The sequence below is a fragment of the Marinomonas sp. SBI8L genome, from assembly GCF_001624705.1.
Taxonomy (GTDB): domain Bacteria; phylum Pseudomonadota; class Gammaproteobacteria; order Pseudomonadales; family Marinomonadaceae; genus Marinomonas.
This window is the reverse complement of sequence record NZ_JSEO01000015.1, coordinates 29805-53892: the sequence shown is the minus strand read 5'-3', so window position 1 is coordinate 53892 and position 24088 is coordinate 29805. Positions and strand designations below refer to the sequence as shown.

Genomic DNA, 24088 nt, shown 5'->3' with positions numbered 1-24088 from the left:
CTTTTAGTTATTGGATCTAATAAAGGGGAGAGAGCCAAGACGTTTAGGCTCTCTCAATACTTCTTAGTGTAGGTAAGAATCATAATAAATGGGGTCTAACTCATAGGCTTCATCTAACCAAGCTTTGACATGAGGTCGGTTTAATAAACGTTCTGCCCAAGCCTTTGTTAGGGGGAAGTGATGAGATGGTTCAAGGTGTGAAGTAAGCCTTAATACGCTAGGTACTAAGGTAAGGTCCGCAAGGGACACGTCGCCAAATAAATATGGACCTTGGTATTTAGATAATAGACCTTCCCATACTTGATAAAGGCCTTCGGCGCTTTTGACATTATCAGCTGACAATATTTTCTTATCTGGATAAAAGCTGCTTTCAAAAGATAGGCTAGGGCAGATCTTACCCATATCAGCATGTTGCCAAGCAAGCATAGATCTGGCTTCAGCTCTTACAAATTTATTATCGGGAAGTAATTGGTTATTGGATAATTCATTAACGAATTCCATGATGGCCTGAGAATCGTAAATAATGTGTGTGTCTTTGCTCTGGGTTTCCTCCTCTTCAACCACTAGTACAGGGACGCGTGAGGCAGGTGAAAAGGTGCTAATTTCAGCTATGTTTCGCCATCTTTGAGGGCGTTTGATATCTATAATAATTTCTTCAAACTCAATGTTTGTTTCCTTTAGGCTTAACCAAGCTCTCATAGCCCAGCTTGAAGCGTTACGTGTGCCAGAATAAAGGGTTAATTTCATGATTCACTCCTTAATAATCAGATTAAAGCATGTCATTATTTTAGTGATATTTAGCTTTTATGGCGCTGCAAAACCGCCTTACTTGGGTGCTTTATTATGCATTTTAGTTCTAGAAATGAAGAAAATCGTCCCAACTGTTTATTTGAATAGATGTTGATGAGTTGCAATAAAAGAGGAGCTTCAAATGAGAAGAGAGCCTTATAAACGAAAGATAGGGGTGATGTTAGTGCCCCATCTTTGGATAGGTGCCGCTATCTGGCCAATTCTTTTGTTTCTTGGTTTATCTGATTTAACTGAGTTTTACTTTTATCTTTCTCTCTTTTTTATCGGTTCAACGGCTTTTTGTATTCATCAAGGCTGGTATGCATTTAAGCACGGGGAGTATTCGGATTTTGTTGTTTTAACTGTCGTTCCTTTTATCTTATCCATGTTAATATTGGTTTGGTATTTAACGAGTAACTGATTGGCATGATGAGTTATTTAATTGGAACTTATTTAAAAACTTTTAGTCAGATTTTAACTTATATTGGTAGTTTATTATTTAAGTGATTTTAGAGTTAAGCGTTTTTTTAAAGGAAAGTAGTAAATGATTAAAATAGCCATATTAGGCGTTGCTCTGACTTTAGTTGCAGGCTGTAGTAAAAAAGATTTGTATGAAAATATCCAAGCGAATAACCAGTTTGCTTGTAATAACGTGGCACCTTCTCAATATGATGAGTGCATGGAAAGATCGAGCATGTCATATGAAGAATACGAAGCAAAGAGAACAGAAGATCCATATGAATCGAGCCTAGGTTATTAGGCCTTTATCTATCTAGCAATAAGACTGACTTATTTGCAGGTGCTTGAATAAGCGGTAAGCCAGTCTTTTACTTTTAGATTAATGCTTAATCTTGATAAGCGCCTGCTGAGTAAGTTAACTCGTAAGAGTGTGAGTAGATCTCGATGATGTTTCCCCATGGATCTTCACAGTAAACCATACGATATGGCTTTTCTCCTGGGTAATAACTACGAACTGGCATGCGTTGTTTACCACCCGTTGCGACTATCTTCTCTGCTAAACCCTCTACATCAGGGTCAGTAATGCAGAAATGAAAAATGCCTGTCTTTTTATATTCTAAATTATTGTCGGGTGTTTGATTATCTGGGAACTCAAACAACTCGATACCGATTCTATCTGCTGTTGCTAGGTGGCAGATTTTAAATTTACTCCAGCTCTCGCCAAATACGTCATCACACATAATGCCAATGGCACTGTCATCTCGTGCAATTTCTGTTGGCTCCATTATTGGGTAAAGCCCTAAAACATCGGTATACCACTTAAAAGCGGCATCGACATCAGGTACGGATAAACCTATGTGATTAAAAGCTCTTGGGTAGGTCATGTATTTTCCTTATTAACGGTTTAGATGGGTCTTTCTCATCGTGTTTAACGAGTGAATAAGGCAAGGTTACATACGTATATTAATAATGTTAAATTATCATTTAAAATGAAAATAAGTATATTTTGTTATGATTAATCCTGTCCTTTTAAAAAGCTTTTGTACTCTGGCCGAGCTTGGCCATTTCACCCGTACCGCTGATAAGTTGCATATGACGCAATCTGGCGTAAGCCAACATGTTCGAAAGTTGGAAGAGTCTCTTGGGCAGACTTTATTAATACGACAAGGGAAAAAGTTTAGTCTGACCCATGCGGGCAATCAGGTTTACCAAAAGGGAAAGCAGATATTACAGGCCATGGAAGAGCTCGAAACCAGCTTGCAAGACGACCCTGAATTTGTAGGGGAGGTAAGTATCATGTCGCCTGGAAGCGTGGGGTTAAGACTTTATCCTGATATTTTGGCTATGCAGCAAACTCATTCTAAGTTGACGGTTGATTATCGTTTTGCGCCTAATGATTCGATCGAATCACATTTAAGCCAAGGCGTGTTAGATATTGGCTTGATGAGCAAACTTACAGCAAACCCTAAAATAGACGCTAAGGAAGTGGCAAAAGAAGCACTTGTTTTGGTAACACCGGCTGATTTTGACGATTGTGAACTATCTTCTGCAGCCACATTATTGTCTATGTGGAATCAGCTTAAAGAATTAGGCTTTATCCAGCATCCAGATAGCGATTATCAAGCTGCTTTGTTACTAGGGGCTAACTTTCCTGAATTTAGCCATATTGATGATATCCGAAAAAGTGGCTTTTCAAATCAAATAGGCTCGATTCTAGAGCCGGTCAGCTTAGGTTTAGGTTTTACTGTCTTACCTGCTTTTGCTGTTGATGCCTTTGCTTATCAGGACAAGATTAAATGGCATACACTTCCAAACCCAGTAAATGAAACCATTTACCTTTGTACTAATCGAGAGCATGTATTGCCAAAACGTGTAATAGGCTTACTTGCAAGATTAGAGGAATGGTTGGCTTAGCTTAAGGAATGGTTTAAGGAATCATCGATTGATTTAGCTCAGGTTCCCCAACCTAATCTAATCTGAGACCCTTGATCTAGTTATATTAGCCTTTTTAACTTTTGCTCAGCTACGGCAAAAGCATTGCTAGTATGTTGATCTGACTTTGTGAAAAATTAGATCAAAAACAAACTAAAACAATGTGTTATAAAAAGGATTTATCATGATTAAGAAGGCTTTAACTGTTTCTGTTGTGGGTATGAGTATGGCTTTATCTGGCCTATATGCTTCTTCATTAATGGCAGCGGATGCGAATATTATTTATTTAACACGCCATGCTGAAAAGTTGGATGCTGGCTCTAACCCTTCCTTGTCTGAAGCGGGAAAACTACGTGCTGCTAACCTCGCTAGCACACTTAAGCATGCAAATATTAACGCGATTTACAGCACTTCTTACAATCGTACCTTAGAAACAGCAGCGCCTTTGAGTGAGCTTATCTCAGTTGGTGTTCAGGCTTATGATCCGTTCGATTTGAGTGGCTTTGCGACGACTTTAAAAAACTTGGTTGGTAATACCATGGTGGTGGGCCACTCTAATACTACCCCCGAACTCGTGACCTTATTAGGTGGTGAAGCAGGCTCTGCCATTGATGAAAGTGAATACGATAGACTTTATCAGCTTATCTTTAATCAAGATGGTTCTGTTACCACTGTGCGTCTTACATCTTTGCCTAGCGAAGATAAGCAAAGCTGTGAAGTATCTGACCTTGCTTTAACGAACTTATCAGGCAACACAGGTGAGTGGGCTTATTACCAACTTGATCTACCTGACTGCGTGACCTCATTTGAAGTCAGTATGAGTGGTGGTACAGGAGATGCCGATTTGTATGTTAAATACGGTGCGCAACCAACTTCATCTGATTATGATTGCCGACCTTTTGAAACAGGTAATAATGAAACCTGCCAGATAGGTAATCCCGCTTCAGGTATTTACCACATAGGGACTTATGCTTATAAAGATTTTTCAGGTGTGAACCTTTCTAGTAGTGCTCAATAAGTTACTTTGTTTACGAGGTTTGATAGGGATTTCATAACAGGGTTCAATTGCTTTTTGCGATTGAGCCTTTTTATAAGCTTTGATTCTAAATGAGAATTTATCTCAACACCTATTAAGTTAATCTCATATGCCTTAAAGTATATCTATGGATTCACATAGAGCAGGGCGTACTCGTGTTATTTCGAAAACTCACTCCAGAAGATTGGCGACTTTATAAGAAGATTCGCCTTAAAAGTCTTGAAGAAGCTCCTCAGGCTTTCGAGTCTAGTTTACTTGAAGAATCTCACTTTGATGAGAATGTATGGCGTGAGCGCTTGGAATCGAGAGAATCTTCTTTTTGTCTTGGGGGATTTATAGAAACAGGCGAGCTTGTTGCTATCGCAGGGTTTACTCAAGGTCATAAGCTTAAAACTCAGCATAAGTCTTATCTCTGGGGTGTTTACGTTTTACCTAATACGAGAGGATTTGGGATTGCCTCAGGTCTGATGAAGAGCATTATCAAAGAATTTGATGCCCTAAAAACGGTTTCGAGTTTGCAACTAACGGTGACTTCAAATAATACACAAGCAATAGATTTGTATAAGAAGTTTGGTTTTAAAGAGTATGGGTTAGAGAAAGACGCCATTCGAGTTGCAGGTGTTTCTTATGATGAGATTTTGATGCATTTAATTAAGCCATTCAACTGAACTGATTAAGTGGCTCTTTTCGGTTTAACTTTTTTCAATAAAACGCTTTTAAATATAACGATGAGGGTAAGAGTTATGGCAGAAATAAAGCTGGCTTGTGATTGCGGTAAAGTTCAGGGGCAAGCCCATGATATGGATGCTCAAAAGGGTAATCGCCTTACCTGCTGCTGTTATGATTGCCAGGCTTTTGCTTTTTATTTGATGGAGTTGGGGCGATCTAATCATCCGGCTATTCTTGATCAATACTCTGGTACGGATATTTTCCAAATGCCCATCTCTAATCTGACAATCGATCAAGGTATTGAAGAAGTTACTTGTATGCGCTTAAGCGATAAAGGCATGAATCGTTGGTATGCAAAGTGCTGTAACACGCCTATTGGCAATACTTTAGGGCGTAATATGCCTTTTATTGGTGTAGTACATAATTTTATGCGACATCAAACTAGTCGAGTAGATGAAATTGGTCAAAACCGTGCTTATGTGCAAACTCATGAGATTAAAAAGCAAATTCCGACAGCACTAAAAGGTTCGTCTGCCAAAGCTGTGATGAGAGGTATTGGTAAAATTTTAAGTTGGAAACTGAAAGGGCTTAATCGACCTTCTGTATTTTTTACCCAAGAGGGTAGTCCTATCGTTACCCCTATCATTAAGCGCAAATCAGAAATAATGCAGAATATCAAAACGAACTAAGTATTTAGACACCTCTGACAAGGAGTCAGAAACAAGGAGAAAGGGACATCAAACGCATTTATTATTTTCTCAGTGGTGAGGCTGGTAATTACTATATTATCAATGGCTTAACTGCGCTTTCATATGCTCTTGTTATACCTATATTAAGTATTTTCTTAATCGATGGACTCGGCTTTGAGCCCATTTATATTGGTATTTATACTGTGGCTTATACCGTTTCTGGAATCTATATTACGCAAAAGTTTGGCGCGCTTGCTGATAAGGGAGTAGACCACAAAGTTTTGTTTATTATCGCTTTGATGGGAATAGTCTGTGCGGCAATGAGTTACGCTTTTTTAAACGCATTCTGGCAAATAATGATTGCTGGTACCTTGTTTATGGGAGTCGCTAGGGCGTCGATCCCTATGATACTGATTATGGTTAGGCACTTTGCTGAAAGTTCGGCAACAGATCCAACTCAATTGAATGCGCAAATACGATCTTCGGTATCTTTTATCTGGATTCTTGGGCCGCCATTAGCCTTTTTATTAGTCGATAAAATAGGTTTTCAGTTCACCTTTCTTATGGCTGCGTGTGCTGGCGTTTTTGTCGCCTTTTATGCTTGGGGGAAACTCCCTCAGCAAGAAAAAGCATCAGCGGCTAAGGGCAAGTCGCAAGCGCTGCAAAACCAAGCCATTCCGAGGGTTGTGTATTACCTAGGGGCGGTGCTTTTTCTTGGGAATGTGGCGAACTCAAATTACATTACAGCCATGCCATTATATTTGACCAATGACTTAAACTTGCCTGTGTCTTTCCCTGGGCTCTTGTTAGGTTTGACCGCAGCATGTGAGATCCCAATTATGTTGATGTCTGCTAAATGGGCTAAGGCAATCGGCACAACTAAGGTTTTACTCCTTAGTTTTATTGCAGCCATGGTGTTTTATATATTATCTACTTTAATCGAAAGCATGTTGAGTTTTATTTTGATTCAGATAATTAATGGTGTTTTCTATGGTATTTTCGTGGGTGTCGGGATTAGTTTATTGCAAGATAAAGCGCCTAACTGCATTGGTAAGGCTACGGCTTATTATTCAAATATGATGGCGTTAGGGAGTATGGCAGGAGCGTCTTTAATGGGGATTGTTGCGCAATACTTTGGTTACAAAGAAGCATTATTCATTAGCTTCGGGGCTATACTTATCGCCTTTATAATGTTGTTTTTTTATGAGCTTTTGATGCGAAAGAATCAAGCTTTACAAGAAGCTTGATTCTAAACCCGCTTTCTAAATTTTATTGGAATGCATGAAAAGTCAGGATTAGTCCTGACTTCTTCCCTTTGCTAGTGCCACTTTAGAGCCATTATTACGATTGATTTGTTCGCAAATCCAGAAGCCAGTATCGACCATGGCTTGAAGGTTTATACCTGTTTCGATGCCAAGCCCTTCGAGCAAATAAAGCACATCTTCGGTAGCAACATTGCCAGAGGCGCCTTTTGCATAAGGGCAGCCGCCAAGGCCTGCTACCGAACTATCGATAATAGCGAGACCTTCTTCTAGCACCGCATTCAAATTACCGACAGCTTGGCCATAGGTGTCGTGAAAGTGCGCTGCTAGTAAGTGCATTGGAATGTCTTTGTTAACTGCTTCTAACATGCGTTTGGCTTTTAGCGGTGTACCTGTGCCGATAGTGTCACCTAAAGAGATTTCATAACAACCCATGTCATAAAGGGCTTTTGCCACTTTAGCGACTTTGTCTGGCGCTATTTCGCCTTCATAAGGGCAGCCCATCACAGTAGACACATAACCTCGAACAGGGATGCCTTGGGACTTAGCGGCTTCAATCACAGGGATGAAGCGTTCAAGGCTTTCTTCAATCGAGCAATTAATGTTTTTCTGAGTAAAGCTTTCTGAGGCGGCACTAAATACCGACACCTCTTGAGCATTGGCCGCAAGCGCGCCTTCAAAGCCACGCAAGTTAGGGGTAAGCACGCTATAGGTTATGCCGTCTTTACGCTTGATGCCCGCCATAACTTCACTGGCATCCTTCATTTGTGGTACCCATTTAGGAGACACAAAACTGGCTGATTCAATATGAATCAGACCAGTGTCGCTTAAACGGTTAATCAGCTCTATCTTGGTTTGTGTGGGAACAAAACCACCCGTTTCATTCTGCAAGCCATCTCTTGGGCTCATTTCTACCATACGTACCTTTTTGGGGTAAGAATGGGGGGACTGGATAAAAGTACGTTTATCTAGGGTCATGAGACACTTTCCTGTTGTGTTTCAATCGCACTCATAGCGAGGAGCTCTGCACCGTCGCTGACAAGTTCACCTTCGTTAAAGTAAATGGCGTCGATGATGCCGTCATGAGGTGCTTTAATAGCATGTTCCATCTTCATCGCTTCCATAATCACTAGGGTTTGGCCTTCGCTAACCTTATCCCCTTGAGAGACCATCACGCTCACCATGGAGCCATTCATTGGTGCGCTTAAGCTGTTATCAGATCCATGATCGCCTTGTTCATACTCAGCCGTGTACTGGTGGCAGTTAAACTTCTCGCCTTGATAGAAAAGATCTAACACGCCTTCTTTTAATGCTCCGTGGACACTCAGGCAGTGGCCATCAATAATAGCATCTAGTTTGTCATGACTAAGGTGAGATTGCAGTTTGTATGAGCGACCATCTACTCGGACTTCATCATATTCATCAAAATGTTGAATTTCTAATGTATGTTTGGTGTCGTCTACCACGAGAATAAGCGGCTTTTGATATTGCCTATTCATTCTCCAATTTTTAAATTGGCTGAAAGGTGAGTGCTTATCTTGATTGCTCTTCTTGACCACTTTAACTTGTTGTAAATAAAAGCCAGCAGCTAAGACAAGGGCCTTATCTAGTTCAAGGCTACTAGTATTAAATAAAAGGTTTTCGTGTTTTTCGATAAAACCTGTATCAAGTTCAGCATCTCTAAAAGGTTTTGCAGCTACTAGGGCATGCAAAAAGCGAATATTACTGGTGACACCGCTAATGCGATATTGCTCTAGCGCTTGCACCATACGGTTGATCGCTTTGCTTCTGTCCTGATCCCAAACTATGAGCTTGGCGATCATAGGGTCGTAATGAATGCTGACTTCATCGCCTTCTAGTACACCTGTATCCACTCTGACATTTGAGTTGGTGGCTGGTGTTTTTAGGTAATGCAGCTTGCCTGTTGCAGGTAAAAAGTCATTATCAGGATCTTCTGCGTAAATTCGGGCTTCAAGTGCGTGACCTGTGATTTGGATTTGATCTTGGCTTAAAGGCAAGGCTTCGCCATTGGCGATGCGTAATTGCCATTCGACTAAATCTTGCCCCGTGATCATTTCTGTTACTGGGTGCTCAACTTGCAAACGGGTATTCATTTCCATGAAGAAGAAAGAAGCATCCACATCATAAAGAAACTCAACTGTACCTGCGCCTACATAATCTATGGCTTGAGCCGCTTTTACTGCTGCTTCACCCATAGCTTTGCGTGTGGCATCGGAAAGACCGGGAGCAGGGGCTTCTTCAATCACTTTTTGGTGGCGTCTTTGTACCGAGCAGTCTCGTTCAGCTAAATAGACGCCATTGCCGTGAGAGTCGCAAAAGACTTGTATTTCTACGTGACGAGGTTGCGTTAAGTAGCGTTCTATGAGCATGTCTGGGTTGCCAAACGCATTGCTAGACTCACGTTGTGCAGCGGCTAAGGCTTCATCAAACTCAGCCAGTTCGTTTACCACTCGCATGCCCTTACCACCACCACCTGCGATCGCTTTAAGCAAAACAGGGAAGCCGCAACGTATCGCTTCTTCTTTTAATAGCTCAGGGCTTTGATCATCACCATGATAGCCAGGTACTAATGGCACCTGTGCTTTTTCCATAATAGCTTTAGCAGCAGATTTAGACCCCATAGCCGCAATTGCGCTGGCTGGTGGACCAATAAAAACAAGGCCATTCTCGGCACAGGCTTCAGCAAACTCTGTGTTTTCAGATAAGAATCCATAGCCTGGGTGAATAGCTTGAGCACCACTTGCTAAGGCGATCTCTATAATTTTTTCGTGACGTAAATAGCTTTGGTTACTTGGTGCTGGCCCTAGTAAAAAGGCTTCATCTGCCATAGCAACATGACGAGCATTTACATCTGCTTCTGAATAAACAGCAACGCAGCGAACACCCATTTTGTGGGCAGTTTCGATAACACGACAGGCAATTTCACCACGGTTAGCGATTAGGATTTTATTAAACATCATCTGTCTCCTTGTCTTTGCCTGTTGTAGGTTGAATCCAACTAGCTTGACGCTTATTTAAAAAGGCATTGAGACCTTCTTGGCCTTCGTCACTAACACGTATGTCCGAAATGCACTGGCTGGTATAGCTAATGACTTCTGTGTCGATCGGCTTGTGACTCACTGCGAAAATAAGCTTTTTCGCTACTGTCATGGCTTGGGGGCTGTTTTGACTTAACTGCTGAATAAAGTGATCTGCCGCTTGATCTAGCTGGTTCTGGTCATCAACTAAGTCGTGAACTAAGCCAAAACTTTGAGCTTGCTCTGCGCTGATAATTTCTGCACTCAAAAAGTAGCGTCTTGCTTGGCGTTCACCTATTGCGCGAATTACATAAGGGCTAATGACGGCGGGTACTAAACCTATTTTGACTTCGCTTAAACTGAATCTTGCGGTGCGTGTGGCAACGACTATGTCACAACAAGCTGCAAGGCCAACGGCACCTCCATAAGCTGCACCTTGTACAAGTGCGAGAGTAGGCTTGCTAAAGCTGTTAAGGTTTTGCATTAACTTAGCAAGTTGGTTGGCGTCGTCTAAGTTTTCTTGATGGCTATTACTTGCCATTCGTTTCATCCAGTTTAAATCTGCACCGGATGAGAAGTGTTTACCTGTAGAGCGCAAAATAAGGAGTTTTAAATCTGCCTGCGCTTCTGCTTGCGTTAATTTCTCTATCATTAAAGAGATGATGTGATCGTCAAATGCATTGTATTTGTCTGCATTATTTAAGATTAACTCAGCGATACCAGGGTTAGGATAATGCAAAATTACTTTGGCATTAAAATCACTGTTGGCAGAAGATGGATTCTCTTCTGTGTTATCAAAAAGCGTGCTTTGCGTGGGTATATTGTTCATGACATTGCTCTCTCATGATCACTTAATAGGGATGGCTTTACCCAAATATGTGGGTAAAGCCTAGGTTGGGCCAAATGGGTTAAACTTGGTTGTCCAAATCCTTACATTCTAAAGACACCAAACTTTGTCTCTTCTTTTGGTCGATTTAAGGTCGCTGATAAACTTAGGGCAATCACATCACGTGTTTGCGCCGGATCTATCACGCCATCATCCCAAAGACGAGCGCTAGCATAGTAGGGGTGTCCTTGATGCTCGTAAGTATCAATAATTGGCTGTTTGAATTCTGCTTCTTCTTCCTCGCTCCAGCTCATGCCAGAACGGGCAAGTTTATCTTTCGTTACCGTTGCCATCACACCTGCCGCTTGTTCGCCGCCCATGACAGAAATTCTGGCGTTAGGCCACATCCATAAAAAATCTGGGTTATAAGCACGTCCGCACATACCATAGTTACCCGCACCAAAACTACCACCGATTAATATGGTGATTTTAGGGACATTGGCACAAGCAACAGCCATTACCATTTTTGCGCCATGTTTAGCGATACCCTCGGCTTCGTATTTCTGGCCCACCATGAAACCTGTGATATTTTGTAAAAACACCAAAGGAATATTGCGCTGACAGCAAAGCTCAATGAAGTGAGCGCCTTTTTGAGCAGAGTCTGAAAAGAGAATGCCATTGTTTGCGATTATGCCGACAGGATAACCATGAATATGAGCAAAACCTGTTACTAACGTTGTGCCATAAAGCTGTTTAAACTCATCAAATTCCGAGTTATCGACCGTGCGTGCTATCACATCTCTTACATCAAATGGCTTACGTAGATCTGTACCAACTATGCCGTAGATCTCTTTGGCATCGTATTTAGGTGCTTGTGGTTCACGCACATCTACATGAGGTTGTTTTTTATGATTAAGGTGAGAAATACAACGACGTGCAATTTGCAGAGCGTGCTCGTCATTTTCGGCATAATGATCTGCCACACCAGAAGTACGACAATGCACATCTGCACCACCTAAATCTTCTGCACTGACTTCTTCACCTGTTGCTGCTTTCACCAAAGGTGGTCCTGCTAAAAAGATAGTACCTTGGTTACGTACAATAATGGATTCGTCCGCCATGGCAGGTACATATGCACCACCTGCAGTACAAAGACCCATTACCACAGCAATCTGTGCAATGCCTTTGGCAGACATGCGCGCTTGGTTGTAGAAGATGCGACCAAAGTGATCACGGTCAGGGAAGACTTCGTCTTGCTGAGGAAGGTTCGCACCACCTGAGTCCACTAAGTAAATGCAAGGTAGGTGGTTTTGTTCAGCAATTTCTTGTGCTCTTAAATGCTTTTTCACCGTAAGCGGGAAGTAAGTGCCGCCTTTTACTGTGGCATCATTGGCGATGATCATGCATTCGATGCCGGATACTTGACCAACACCTGCCACAACACCTGCTGCTGGAATATCGTCTTGATAAACCCCATAAGCGGCTAATTGGCCTAACTCTAGAAAGGCACTGTCTTCATCGATTAGCGTATCGATACGTTGACGTACTAGTAACTTGCCTCTTGCAAGATGGCGTTCTTGATAAGATTTACCTCCACCTTGATAAATATGTTCGATTTTAGATTTTAAATCTAATACCGCTGTTTCCATTGCATCGGCTTTCGCTAAAAACTCTTCAGAACGAGGATTAACTTTAGACTGCAATATAGGCATATAGCTCTCCTTAATCTTTTTGTCCTATCAACTCTTTTTTAAATAAGCAGGCCCTTAAATAAAGAGCCTTGACTAATGAGAATGATTAATAGGAATGAATGATTGGTCTAAGTTATTTGTTCATGAAAAGTTCGCGGCCAATTAGCATGCGGCGAATTTCTGAGGTACCTGCACCAATTTCATAAAGCTTGGCATCGCGCAATAAACGGCCAGTAGGGTATTCGTTGATATAGCCATTACCGCCAAGTAGTTGAATCGCGTCTAAGGCAATTTGAGTGGCCATTTCTGCTGCATAAAGGATAACGCCAGCGGCATCTTTACGGGTTGTTTCACCTCTGTCTGCTGACATGGCAACCATGTAAACATAAGATTTAGCGGCATTCATACGAGTGTACATGTCAGCAATTTTGCCTTGTACTAGCTCGAATTCACCAATGGCTTTACCAAATTGCTGACGGTCACGGATATAAGGTACAGCCACATCCATCGCCGCTTGCATTATGCCAAGTGGCCCACCTGCTAATACAAGACGCTCGTAATCAAGGCCACCCATGAGTACTTTAACGCCACCGTTTAGCTCACCTAAGATATTTTCTTTTGGCACTTTGCAATCTTGGAAAACCAATTCGCAGGTGTTTGAACCGCGCATGCCTAGTTTGTCGAGCTTTTGAGCTTGAGTGAAACCTTCGCTATCACGTTCAACAATGAAAGCCGTTATGCCTTTAGAGCCAGCGTGTAAGTCAGTTTTGGCGTAAATAACATAAACATTGGCATCAGGACCGTTAGTGATCCACATTTTGTTGCCATTAAGTACATAATGATCGCCTTCATCGCGGGCGTGTAGCTTTAATGAGACAACATCAGAACCGGCATTAGGTTCAGACATGGCTAACGCACCAATGTGCTCACCAGAAACCAGCTTAGGAAGATAAGTTTCTTTTTGCTTTTGGGTGCCATTACGATAAATCTGGTTAACACACAGGTTTGAGTGCGCACCGTAAGATAAACCAACAGAGGCTGATGCACGGCTGATTTCTTCCATCGCAATCACATGGGCAAGGTAGCCCATGTCTGCGCCCCCAAATTCTTCACTGACTGTGATACCTAGTAGGCCCATTTCACCAAATTTTTTCCAAAGATCATTGGGGAAGAGGTTGTCTTGGTCAATTTGCTCAGCACGAGGTGCAATTTGTGCTGCAGCAAAAGCATTCACTTGTTGGCGTAACATATCTAGGGTTTCGCCAAGTCCAAAATTCAGTTCAGAGTATTGAGAGATCATGTCGGTTTACCTTTATAGGGTGATTCTTGTTTTTAGGCCTAATTTGTTTAAATCTCTTTTGAAGACGTCAACATGTCAGCGGTATTGTGTGCTGATCCTTGCCCAGTTTCTTTACCTTGCATTAGCTCCTTGAGTGCGGAGCGGCAGCGCATTTCAGCATTGTCCAATTCTTGTTTGGCCATCTGTATGTCTTTCATTTGTTGCTCAAGTTGAGCCTGTTTAGCACTTAATGTTTCTAACATCTTATTTAGCTGTCTTTCACTACCGCTTGGGGTTTCATCCCATAAATCGAACAGTTCACGGGATTCTGCCAGGGAAAAACCAAGACGTTTGCCGCGCAAAATAAGTTTTAGTCTTACCTTGTCATGGCTGTAATAAATGCGAGTTTGTCCTTTACGCTCAGGCTTCATGAGACCTTGATCTTCATAAAAACGAATGCTGCGGGTGGTTACACCAAACTCAGCGGCAAGTTCGCTAATTGAGAAGCTCTTTTTCTGTGTGGTCATAATGTTTGCTCATAATGGATTTCTCTAATATATCTAAAGACTAAATGAAGTTGACGTTAACGTAAAGTAAATATTTTGATCACTTATAAAGCGAGCAAAAATCAGCAGATAGACAAGGAAAGTTTTGATCTAAATAAACGGATAACTGATATCACAAGGAAAAAATGAAACATGCTTTACGTTAACGTTAAGTCATGCTATTTATCTAATAATAGAACGCAGAATTATCAATACTTAATATCGGTTTACAGGCCGATTAATGGAGAATAAAGATGACTGATCATGTTGTGCTAGTTGGTGCTGCTAGAACCCCAATGGGTGGCTTACAGGGAGAGTTAAGCAGTATTAAAGCGCCTGAACTAGGTGGGATTGCAATCAAAGCTGCGCTAGAGCGTTCTGGTCTAAAGCCGGAGCAGATTGATGAAGTGTTAATGGGTTGTGTATTACCCGCAGGCCTTGGTCAAGCGCCTGCACGACAGGCCTCTTTAAATGCAGGCCTACCATTAGCAACAGGCTGTACCACGGTGAACAAAATGTGTGGTTCAGGAATGAAAGCCGTGATGTTTGCACATGATCAAATCTTAGCAGGTAGTGCTAATATCATGGTTGCTGGCGGTATGGAAAACATGAGTCAGTCTCCTTATATCTTACCTAAAGTACGTGAAGGTTTACGTATGGGTCATGGTAAGGTGCTAGATCATATGTTCGTTGACGGCCTTGAAGATGCCTATGAAGGCGGCCTAATGGGGAACTTTGCTCAGAAAACGGCTGACAAGTACGAACTTACCCGTGAAGCTATGGATGACTTTGCATTAGCATCTTTAGAAAAAGCGAATGCAGCGATTAATAATGGCACTTTTGCTGATGAGATAACACCTGTGACGGTAAAAGGTCGTCATGGTGATACTATAATTGAAGTAGATGAGCAGCCAGGTAATGCTCGTCCAGAAAAAATTCGTAAGCTAAGGCCAGCTTTTGCAAAAGAGGGTACAGTAACAGCCGCGAATTCGAGTTCAATTTCTGATGGTGCATCTGCCATCATCTTGATGAAAGAGAGCGAGGCAATTGCAAAAGGCCTTAAGCCATTGGCGCGTATTGTGGCACATTCTACTCACGCGCAATTACCTGCTGAATTTACTATCGCACCGATTTCAGCCATTCAAAAGGTTTTGGATAAAGCGCAATGGTCAAAAGATGACGTGGATTTATACGAGATCAATGAAGCTTTTGCGGTTGTAACCATGCTGGCTCAACAAAAGCTGGAACTTGATCCTGCTAAGGTCAATATTAAAGGTGGTGCTTGTGCACTTGGTCATCCTGTTGGCTCAAGTGGATCACGTATTTTGGTTACCTTGATGTACTCACTACAGCAAGAAAACAAAAAGCGCGGTGTTGCTTCTTTGTGTATTGGTGGTGGTGAAGCAGCTGCGGTTGCGATTGAGCTAATTTAGCTTAATTCGCTGCTAACCTTGTTTAGTAGCTGACCATTTAGTCCGTATTGAAAAAGCCTTATAAATTGTTTTATAAGGCTTTTTTTGTGAAATTTCGAGCTTTTTATAAGATAAGGATTAGACTTAAAAGAAACTTGTTAAAGCAATAGTTATAAAAGGACTTACTATGGCATTTTCACTGGCAAGAGAAGAAAATAACATCATAAAAGTGGTATTTAATGATGCGGTCGATTTTCAACAACGAGTGGCGGCAGTTGATCAGGTATGCCAGCTAGTGCAAGAAGGCGAGGTGGTTAAATTACTTGTTGATTTAAGCCATTTTGAGAACTTAATGACACTAGATGAGCAGGAGAAGTTTGGCATTTATTTAGCAAGTCAGGATGAACTAGAAAATGCAAAGGTAGCATCTGTAACAGCTCATGCTTGTTCGGAAAACGTGATTGTTGAGGCGGTTGCTTTTACCAATGGATATCAAGTCGTTAATTTTCATAGTTTAAAAGACGCGCAAGCTTGGCTGCTTGGCGAATTTAATTAAAGAGGCGGTTTCTTTAAGCGTCTTCACTGTTTATCAAGGTTTCAGTATTTAAACCCAGCTATAGACTAAATAAAACATGCTTTCCTTTACCTTGCTTTTTGGCTTGGTACATGGCGATATCCGCATCTTTTAATAATGCCTTACGAATATTTGAGTCTAATATGGCTTTCTCTTCTGGGCTGGTTTCTTGAGGTGCCATTTGAAGCTTACTCTGTTTTGATGAGGTGTTTGTCTTCGTCTTCGTGCTTTGATTGTCACGGGTTTTGGAGAGTGACACACCAATACTGGCACTTACTGAGATATTAACTTGGTTTGTGTTTAGTAAAATTGGCTGATTTATCTCGTCTATGATGCGCGTAATAATCTCATTTATTGGCTCAATTAAATGCAAACCCGTTAGGATAAAAACAAACTCATCACCGCCAACTCGCGCAGCAACGTCACTGTCTCTTAAGTTATCTAACAATCTGGCAGCAACGTCTTTTAATACTTGGTCGCCAGCATCATGTCCATAAACATCATTAATTTCTTTGAAACCATCTAAGTCCATTACGCAAATGGCAGAAAAACTCTTATCTCTTTCTTCTAAGCTTAAAATGCGCTTGAGGTGCTCATTCAACAAAGAGCGGTTTGGTAAATGGGTTAACTGATCATAATAGGCAAGATCATCTAGTTCTTTTTGCCTTTCCAAAAGCGCAAGGTTAGCTAGCTTTAATTTCTCTGACTGTCTAAATGCATTAAAAATAAACGAAGCAAAAACCAAGGTAAGCAACAGCATGATTATTAATAGTGCTAGGGGTAAGAATGAACCTTGCACCATAACTTTATCTGTATCTGAGTAGAACTCTAGCGTCCATTGTCTACCAGGAACTTGCCAAGAATGCTTAATGATTTTTGGATCGGCTAAATTGCTAATTGCCAAGTCTTCAGGGCTGTCAGCTCTTGGATAAATTTTTAGCTGTATTTCATTGGTTGTGTCTATTAGGCGGACTTGAATATCTTTTTTACTAAATTCTGCTTGGTATTCTTTTAATAAAAGCCCTGGCCTTAACATTAAAATAATATAGCCTTTTAATGCATCCCAGCGCTGTTCGGGAGTGTCTTGCGCTTTGTTTTTGCTGTAAATAGGGTGATAAAGTGCCACAGAGAGTGGGCCGTCAGGGTCTTGAACGATAGGAAAAGGTGGCGTTGTATCTTGCATTCCATGACGAGCAGCTTCACGAATAGTGACGGTATTATATGGCCTCGCTAAGGGGTCAAGGCCAACCGCCTTACGGTTTATCTCTAAAGGTTCGGCGTAAATAACCGGAAAGTACTCTTCTCGTTTCGGTGCTCTTTCTAATTCATTGGCATCTGGATTGACGTCAAAAATACCCAGTGGTGCTAAATCAAGTGCTGCAAGCTGCACTTCAATTGCAGCTCTGTCTGCATGTTTAATACGAGGAGTCCAATGAACGGCGAAAATCTCTGGGTGCTCATCTAATATCACTTCTGAAAACAAACGGTATTCGTCTCTCGTTACATGTCCTTGGCTATCTAAAAAGCCAAAATATGATTGAAGTACCATGTTGGATTGTTGGATTTTGGCTTGAATTCTCAGGCTCTGCGCATGTATGTATTGCTCGTAATGTTGCTCTAATTGATCTTCTTCACTGTTTTGACTGTAAAAGTAAAAACTGAACGATAGAGTAAAACCAAAGATAATAATGAAAAGGGAAGAGAGGATGCTGATGCAGTTGGTAACTTTCTTAGGTTTAGGGTTTGCCATAAAAATAATGTACACAAAAGTAAATGCTGTTAAATCTAAAACTTAGTAAGTGATTAATATTACTAACTAATTTAATGAATATGAGGTTGTGTGATTTCAAGAAATTTTTTGATTTAGAAAAACACAAAAAATAGTTTAAATTAAGTCGCGCTTTAGACTTAAAGAATAGAGAAGTCAATTTCACAAGATTACAAATTAAGTTTCAGACAATCAATTTATATTCGGTATTTAAGTGTGTTTTTTCGTTATTTCTCAAAAAATAAGTGAGCCTTTATTAATCGAGATCAAACTAATAAATTATTTTTATAGTTAGTATTGAGAATCGGTTCTTGGAGAAAAATGAAATGCGTTCACTCTCGATTCAACATAAAATTTATCTGCTTCTCGCTATAACAGGTATTCTTGTTTTAATTGCCAGTATTATTAATGGTTCCAATCAGCAGCAAAAGCTTGCAGAGCAGACGATTGAAACAAATATTAAACTATTGGCGGATAATTATTTTGATTCGATCAATACCCTCATGATTACTGGCACCATGTCGAACCGTGAAATTTTAACGGACAAAATGCGTAGCCAAAAGAACATAGAAGCCGCGCAAATCTTTCGTGGCGAACAAGTAAGTAAGCTTTATGGGCCAGGTAATCTAAATGAAAAGGCCAGTACTCCAGCAGAGCTTGCTGCAATGAAAGGTAAACAAAGCCTCTTTATCGAAACCAAAGACAATAAACGTGTTCTCACTTATATCAATCCGATTGTTGCCAGTGATAATTACAAGGGCACAAACTGCCTAGGTTGCCACCAAGCTAAAACAGGGGACATTCTAGGTGCAGTCAAAGTGAGTTATTCTCTAGATGAAGTGGATCAAGCCATCAATCAAAACTCAATTTTCAGTGTAGTAATGCTGAGCTCTATCTTCTTTGTTGCTTTTGTTGGCTTAGGTTTACTCTTCAAACGTTTATTCATCAAACGTCTTAAGGTGCTGGGTAAAACCATGCGCTTGGTTGCTCAGAATAATGATTTGAGTTTGTCGATTCGTGATAATACTAATGACGAATTAGGCCGTTTGGCGAATAACTTCAATATCATGATGTCGAGCTTTAAAAACAATATTACGAATGTATCTGAAACCTCCCACATTCTTATCCAGTCAGCAGAGCAAATTCATACGGCATCTGATACCACAGAAAAATCTATCCAATTACAAAAGCAGAGTACAGAGTCGGTAGCCGATGCTGTCAGTAAATTTGAGAGCTCTTCTTCAGCGGTTAAACATACATCTCATGAAGCTTCAGAAAAATCTGATGCCAGTAATCAGATGGCAGAAACCAGTATGGCGATTGCCGCTCAAACCGAATTAAGTATTAACCAATTAGCTAACGATGTACGTAGTGCCGCGAATCAAGTTGAAGAGTTGCAAAATCAAACCTTAGAAGTGGGTAATGTGCTTGAGGTAATCAGCAGTATTGCAGAACAAACAAATCTACTTGCTTTAAACGCAGCAATAGAAGCTGCCCGTGCAGGTGAAACCGGTCGAGGTTTTGCCGTAGTGGCTGATGAGGTGAGAACCTTGGCAACACGCACTCATGACTCTACCGATGAGATAAAGCGTACTATTGATAAGCTTCAGCAAGAAGCGAGAGACACGGTTGTAGCTATGAGTGCATCTTGTGAAGAGGCTGATCAAAGAGCACTTCAAGTTCAAGAAGTGGCTATGTCGTTAAAAGACATTTCTGCCCAGATGAAGGAGATCAATAACCTTAATGTGCAGATTGCTGAATCCACCGAGCAGCAGAACATCACAGCAGAAGAGATTAATCTCAGTGTCGAAAATATTCGTGATAATGCAGACCGCTCTTTAAGCGATGCGCATAGTAGTAAGGAAACCAGTGAGAAACTACTGAACTTGGCCCGTAACCTTGATGAAAGGGTAAGTTCATTCAAATTAGATTAAAGCAGGTTCCCTAGAGTCTGCTTTAATTTGTGAGTTTTATTCACTTTTTCAATATATTTCACTAATCTAATATAGAGTCGATCTAACACATCGGCTCTTTTTTTAGTTAATAGAGTGAAGTGAATGTGATTAAGAGTTCAAATTTTTCCTCTTTAATATTGCCTTTTGTTTTTATTATTTTGATTAGCTTCGCTATCTTTATGGCGGTTATTTATGTCGAAAAACAAGCTAAGCAAACTATTCATCAATCACTCTTCACTGTTTTAGAAATTACCCAAGAGGCCTTACAGAGATGGGCTGAGAACCACCTTCAAGACCTTGTTGATATCTCCAATGACACCCGAGTTACTGAATTAAGTAAGCAGTTATTGTCTGATGACAATCCACAAACCATTGCTAAAGCGAATCATGAATTGCAAATGCTAATGCAAACTAAAATGCAGCATTATTCTGATCAAACCTTCTTAATTGTCGACTTTAATGGCACGACACGTGCCAGCAAATACGAATCTCATATAGGTCAAAAAAGCACTATTTTTGATACGCGAAACGAAAGTTTAAAACGCCTGTTTAAAGGAGAGGATGTGTTTATCTCTCCGATAGAGTATCCAGTTACATCAGTTACCTCTGAAAACGGAGCACAATTAACAACAGCACCCATTGTATTTGTTGGTGCGCCTATCTTTGATGAAAAAGGGTTTGTTGTTGCGGCTTTGATTCTTGGGTTTAACCCTATGGTGCATTTTACGAGAATTACTGAGCTTGGCCGTATAGGTAGAACAGGTGAAACCTACGCATTTGATAAAACAGGTCTGCTCATTACTAAAAGTCGCTTTACCCAAAACTTAAAATTACTGGGTTTATTGGGTGAAAAAAATATGGCCATGTTGGCTATTCGCATTACCGACCCTGGAGTTAACTTAGTAGAAGGTGAAGAAACCATCATAGCGAAGAACGAAAGGCCTTTTACTCTTATGGCGAAAAGGGCGCTAGATGGTAATCGCGCACCTTATTACGAATCCTATCGAGACTACAGAGGTGTACCTGTATTTGGGGCTTGGTTATGGAATGAAAAACTAGGTATAGGTTTAACAACTGAAATAGACGAAGAAGAAGCGTTAAAAACCTATCGAGTCACTCGTCTCATTTTTATTCTAGTACTTGGCGTTATTATCTTGCTCACCACAGGGCTTGCCTTCTTACCTCTTTGGTTTAAAGAAAAAGAAAGGGAAGTGTTAAAACGACATAAAAAAAGTCTAGAAAAAACAGTCAGAAGTAGAACAGAGCAACTAGAGCAGGCGAATCATAAATTAAAGGTACTAAGTGAGCTTGATTCCCTGACTAAGATTGCAAACAGGCGCTTATATAGCCGCACATTAATCCGAGAGATTTCCATGGCTAGCCGTACCTCTGAGCCTTTATCGCTTCTCATGATAGATATTGATTGTTTCAAACTTTATAACGATAACTATGGGCATGATTTTGGCGATACCGTGTTGCAAGAGGTCGCTCAAGTCATTACCAAATCACTTACTCGTACAACAGATTTTGTTGCTCGATATGGTGGAGAAGAGTTTGTTGCCATCATGCCAGCAACGGGTGCCGATGGTGCGCTAATTATGGCTGAAAAAGTTCGAGCAAATGTAGAAGCTTTGGCAATCGAGCATTTGTATTCGAGTGTGGTGCCTAAGGTAACGGTTAGTATCGGTGTCTCTACTTTAAGAGGCTCACAACTTGATAAAGTTGCTTTGTTTAAACAGGCTGATCATGCCCTTTACATAGCTAAAGAAAAGGGGAGAAATCAGGTTTCTGCGTTTGTTGTCTAGGGAGCCTGCGATTAAGTCATCTCTTCTCAGTCTTTTCAGAGAAAGTATTAATCGTAGGTTCCCTAGCTAATTAGACTAAAGAATATGCTTTAATTTTCATATTTGAGGTTTGTCTATTGATAAACCTAAAGAATATCAGTAGCCTTTAATTATTCGACTTGGTTATGTGTTTTTGTTGTTTTACTTGGAAGTATTTAAGAACGTGATAGTGCTACAGGTCAGAAGTTAAACCTACGCAAAACTAGGAGCCTGACAATGCGCTTTGTGTGCTTTTCTCTTATTTTATTTTTTACATCATCCCTTCATGCTCTCACTATTACGCTTGCTTACGAAGATAAGCAGCAACCTCCCTATTATTTAGGTGAAGGTAGCAAGGTACTTGCAAACAAGCCTGGTATCGCCATAGAAATGCTTCAAATTCTAGATAGAAGAATGCCAGAATTTGAGATTAAATTTATCCGTATGCCATGGAAGCGTGCCTTGTATTCGCTTAAATCTAATCGAGTAGATGGTATTTTTAATGCATCTTACAAATCTGAAAGGTTAGATTTTGGCTGGTATCCAACGAAAGACTTTCAGCATACTGGCCCTATCGATACAGACCGCCGTATCACCAGTATTTCCTATTCGCTTTATCACTTAAAGTCGTCACCAATTAATTGGAGCGGAGATTGGCAAGATCTCAAAACAGAATTAGTCGGTGCGCCATTAGGTTATTCTATTGTGGGAGATCTACAAAAGAAGGGCATCAGGGTTGAGCAATCCAGTAGCACCAAAAGCAATTTGCTGATGCTAAGTACAAAGCGAATTAAGGTGGTTGCCTTGCAGACGGTTACCGCAGATAGCTTTTTATCGACTCAAACAGAGAATGCAAACTACAACGCCATCGAAAAACTCAGCCCGCCACTAGTTTCTAAACCTTATTATTTGATGTTATCTAAATCATTTGTTGCAGAACACCCAGCACTTTCACAAAAAATTTGGAATGAAATTAAGCTGATTAGAGAAGAGCATTCCAGTGCTTTGTATACTGCCTACCAAGATTAATTAAGATATTTTGCCATTAGCAGGGCGAGTTGCTGGCAACCTTACCGCCATTCTTATAAAGTGTGCGCCATTAGTTTAGCTGCCTCATTACTGGCCATTTATCATGAATGAGCCGTACACTTAAGCCAGCCTAATATTAATTATCGACTCTCCAACACTTTGATAGGACCAACATGGATTTCAAAACCTCAACTCGTTTAAATAAATACATCAGTGAAAGTGGTATGTGCTCGCGCCGTGAGGCAGACCGTTTTATTGAACAAGGTAATGTGTTTATCAATAAAAAACGAGCTGAAGTGGGCGATCAAGTAAATCCGGGTGATGTGGTTCGTGTTAATGGCGCTAAAATTGAACCGCCAGAAGCTGAAGATCTTGTCTTTATCGCGTTAAATAAGCCTGTTGGTATCGTCTCGACAACTGAGATGGAAGAGCCAGATAATATGGTGAATTTTGTTAATCACTCATCTCGTATTTTTCCTATTGGCCGTTTAGATAAAGACTCACAAGGTCTTATCTTTTTGACCAGTAATGGTGATCTGGTAAATAAGATATTACGTGCTGGTAATAATCACGAGAAAGAATATGTGGTTACCGTTGATAAGCCCTTAACAGAAGACGCAATCAATACCATGGCAAGTGGTGTACCTATGTTAGGTACGAAAACCAAAAAATGTAAGGTGGTACAAGAAGCACCGAATGTGTTTCGTATTTTCTTAGTACAAGGTTTAAACCGCCAAATCCGCCGTATGTGTGAATTCTGTGGTTATCAGGTGACCAAGTTAGAACGTGTTCGCATTATGAACATCAGCTTAAAAGGGCTGCCTGTTGGCGATTGGCGTGACCTAACTGAAAAAGAAATGACCGAACTCTCAAAAATGATTGAGCATTCGTCTTCAGAAGATACAAGCAAGAAAAAACAAGTGCCAGCTAAAGCAAAGAGTAAAGGCCGATCTAACTCAAAGAGCTTTAGTAAAAGCAAAGCCCAAGCTGCTGAAAGCCGCAAAGAAAAGTCTCAATCGGGTAAACCTGTATCTAAGGGTAAGAGTGATGGCCGTTCTCGTCCAGGAGAAGGTAAAAATGAAGGCGGCAGAGGTAAGAATGAAGGTGGCCGAGGTAAAGCCCCTTTAAATCGCTCCCGTTCTGGGGAGGGCGGTAAAGGTGGCTCTCAAAAAGGAGGCGGTTCGCAAAAAGGTAACGGCGCTAATAAAGGTCGTCCAGCACCTACAGGTCGCAAACCAAGTTCTGGCAAACCAGGCGGTCAAGGTAAGGGCGGTGCAGGTAAAGCCCCTAAAAACAGAGGCCGTTAAGCTTT

General features: G+C 40.9%; 22 protein-coding genes. 13 read left to right on the top strand and 9 right to left on the bottom strand.

Annotated features, from left to right (window positions below):
• Positions 1–63: 63 nt before the first annotated feature.
• Positions 64–747, bottom strand: coding sequence for a glutathione S-transferase family protein (locus tag OA91_RS19640; RefSeq protein ID WP_063337636.1), 684 nt, complete (start codon positions 745–747; stop codon positions 64–66).
• Positions 748–931: 184 nt separating this feature from the next.
• On the opposite strand from OA91_RS19640, the gene OA91_RS19635 reads away from it, so the two are divergent.
• Positions 932–1210, top strand: coding sequence for a hypothetical protein (locus OA91_RS19635; RefSeq protein WP_063337635.1), 279 nt, complete (start codon positions 932–934; stop codon positions 1208–1210).
• 123 nt (positions 1211–1333) lie between these two features.
• Positions 1334–1549, top strand: coding sequence for a hypothetical protein (locus OA91_RS19630; RefSeq protein WP_063337634.1), 216 nt, complete (start codon positions 1334–1336; stop codon positions 1547–1549).
• Between the two features lie 85 nt (positions 1550–1634).
• Here the strand turns inward: OA91_RS19630 and OA91_RS19625 are convergent, their stop codons facing one another.
• Positions 1635–2132, bottom strand: coding sequence for a lactoylglutathione lyase family protein (locus OA91_RS19625; protein ID WP_063337633.1), 498 nt, complete (start codon positions 2130–2132; stop codon positions 1635–1637).
• Between the two features lie 127 nt (positions 2133–2259).
• Here OA91_RS19625 and OA91_RS19620 point away from each other — a divergent pair, with 127 nt between their 5' ends.
• The 5 genes from OA91_RS19620 (at position 2260) to OA91_RS19600 (ending at position 6821) form a co-directional block, all read left to right on the top strand.
• Positions 2260–3162: a LysR family transcriptional regulator gene (locus tag OA91_RS19620; protein WP_063337632.1), complete on the top strand. Its 903-nt coding sequence runs from the start codon at positions 2260–2262 to the stop codon at positions 3160–3162.
• Positions 3163–3364: 202 nt separating this feature from the next.
• Positions 3365–4198: a pre-peptidase C-terminal domain-containing protein gene (locus OA91_RS24755; protein ID WP_063337631.1), complete on the top strand. Its 834-nt coding sequence runs from the start codon at positions 3365–3367 to the stop codon at positions 4196–4198.
• Positions 4199–4371: 173 nt separating this feature from the next.
• Positions 4372–4884, top strand: a complete 513-nt coding sequence (locus tag OA91_RS19610; RefSeq protein WP_063337630.1) for a GNAT family N-acetyltransferase — start codon at positions 4372–4374, stop codon at positions 4882–4884.
• Between the two features lie 75 nt (positions 4885–4959).
• Positions 4960–5574, top strand: coding sequence for a DUF6151 family protein (locus tag OA91_RS19605; RefSeq protein ID WP_063337629.1), 615 nt, complete (start codon positions 4960–4962; stop codon positions 5572–5574).
• Positions 5575–5588: 14 nt separating this feature from the next.
• Positions 5589–6821: a sugar efflux transporter gene (locus OA91_RS19600; RefSeq protein WP_331709775.1), complete on the top strand. Its 1233-nt coding sequence runs from the start codon at positions 5589–5591 to the stop codon at positions 6819–6821.
• A gap of 48 nt (positions 6822–6869) precedes the next feature.
• Here OA91_RS19600 and OA91_RS19595 read toward each other — a convergent pair whose 3' ends face one another.
• The 6 genes from OA91_RS19595 to OA91_RS19570 form a co-directional block, all read right to left on the bottom strand.
• Complete coding sequence (locus OA91_RS19595) at positions 6870–7814, bottom strand: hydroxymethylglutaryl-CoA lyase (RefSeq protein WP_063337627.1); 945 nt, start codon at positions 7812–7814, stop codon at positions 6870–6872.
• A complete protein-coding gene (locus tag OA91_RS19590; RefSeq protein WP_063337626.1) occupies positions 7811–9814 on the bottom strand; it encodes an acetyl/propionyl/methylcrotonyl-CoA carboxylase subunit alpha in 2004 nt (667 codons plus the stop codon). The genes OA91_RS19595 and OA91_RS19590 overlap by 4 nt, the downstream gene beginning before the upstream one ends.
• Complete coding sequence (locus OA91_RS19585; protein WP_082828035.1) at positions 9807–10703, bottom strand: enoyl-CoA hydratase-related protein; 897 nt, start codon at positions 10701–10703, stop codon at positions 9807–9809. Before OA91_RS19585 ends, OA91_RS19590 begins: the two co-directional genes overlap by 8 nt.
• A 101-nt stretch (positions 10704–10804) precedes the next feature.
• Positions 10805–12412, bottom strand: coding sequence for a carboxyl transferase domain-containing protein (locus OA91_RS19580; protein ID WP_063337625.1), 1608 nt, complete (start codon positions 12410–12412; stop codon positions 10805–10807).
• Positions 12413–12524: 112 nt separating this feature from the next.
• Entirely contained in the window at positions 12525–13691 is a 1167-nt protein-coding gene (locus OA91_RS19575; protein ID WP_046019324.1) for an isovaleryl-CoA dehydrogenase, read from the bottom strand.
• A 47-nt stretch (positions 13692–13738) separates the two neighbouring features.
• Positions 13739–14197 carry a MerR family transcriptional regulator gene (locus OA91_RS19570; RefSeq protein ID WP_046019323.1) on the bottom strand — a complete coding sequence of 153 codons (459 nt, stop codon included), beginning with the start codon at positions 14195–14197 and terminating at the stop codon, positions 13739–13741.
• A 272-nt stretch (positions 14198–14469) separates the two neighbouring features.
• Between OA91_RS19570 and OA91_RS19565 the strand changes: the two genes are divergently transcribed.
• Positions 14470–15648 (top strand): acetyl-CoA C-acyltransferase, encoded by a 1179-nt coding sequence (locus OA91_RS19565; protein WP_063337624.1) that lies wholly within the window; start codon positions 14470–14472, stop codon positions 15646–15648.
• Between the two features lie 166 nt (positions 15649–15814).
• A complete protein-coding gene (locus OA91_RS19560) occupies positions 15815–16183 on the top strand; it encodes a hypothetical protein (protein ID WP_063337623.1) in 369 nt (122 codons plus the stop codon).
• 58 nt (positions 16184–16241) lie between these two features.
• On the opposite strand, the gene OA91_RS19555 is transcribed toward OA91_RS19560, so the two are convergent.
• A complete protein-coding gene (locus OA91_RS19555; RefSeq protein WP_063337622.1) occupies positions 16242–17951 on the bottom strand; it encodes a sensor domain-containing diguanylate cyclase in 1710 nt (569 codons plus the stop codon).
• Positions 17952–18295: 344 nt separating this feature from the next.
• Between OA91_RS19555 and OA91_RS19550 the strand changes: the two genes are divergently transcribed.
• The 4 genes from OA91_RS19550 (at position 18296) to rluF (ending at position 24083) form a co-directional block, all read left to right on the top strand.
• Positions 18296–19903, top strand: a complete 1608-nt coding sequence (locus tag OA91_RS19550; protein ID WP_046019319.1) for a methyl-accepting chemotaxis protein — start codon at positions 18296–18298, stop codon at positions 19901–19903.
• Positions 19904–20103: 200 nt separating this feature from the next.
• Positions 20104–21729: a sensor domain-containing diguanylate cyclase gene (locus OA91_RS19545; protein WP_157203803.1), complete on the top strand. Its 1626-nt coding sequence runs from the start codon at positions 20104–20106 to the stop codon at positions 21727–21729.
• A 255-nt stretch (positions 21730–21984) separates the two neighbouring features.
• On the top strand, positions 21985–22776 hold the full coding sequence (locus OA91_RS19540; RefSeq protein WP_063337620.1) for a substrate-binding periplasmic protein: 792 nt from the start codon (positions 21985–21987) through the stop codon (positions 22774–22776).
• A 173-nt stretch (positions 22777–22949) separates the two neighbouring features.
• The gene (gene rluF / locus OA91_RS19535) at positions 22950–24083 is read left to right on the top strand and encodes a 23S rRNA pseudouridine(2604) synthase RluF (RefSeq protein WP_063337619.1); all 1134 of its coding nucleotides are present in this window, start codon (positions 22950–22952) and stop codon (positions 24081–24083) included.
• The last annotated feature ends 5 nt before the right edge of the window (positions 24084–24088 follow it).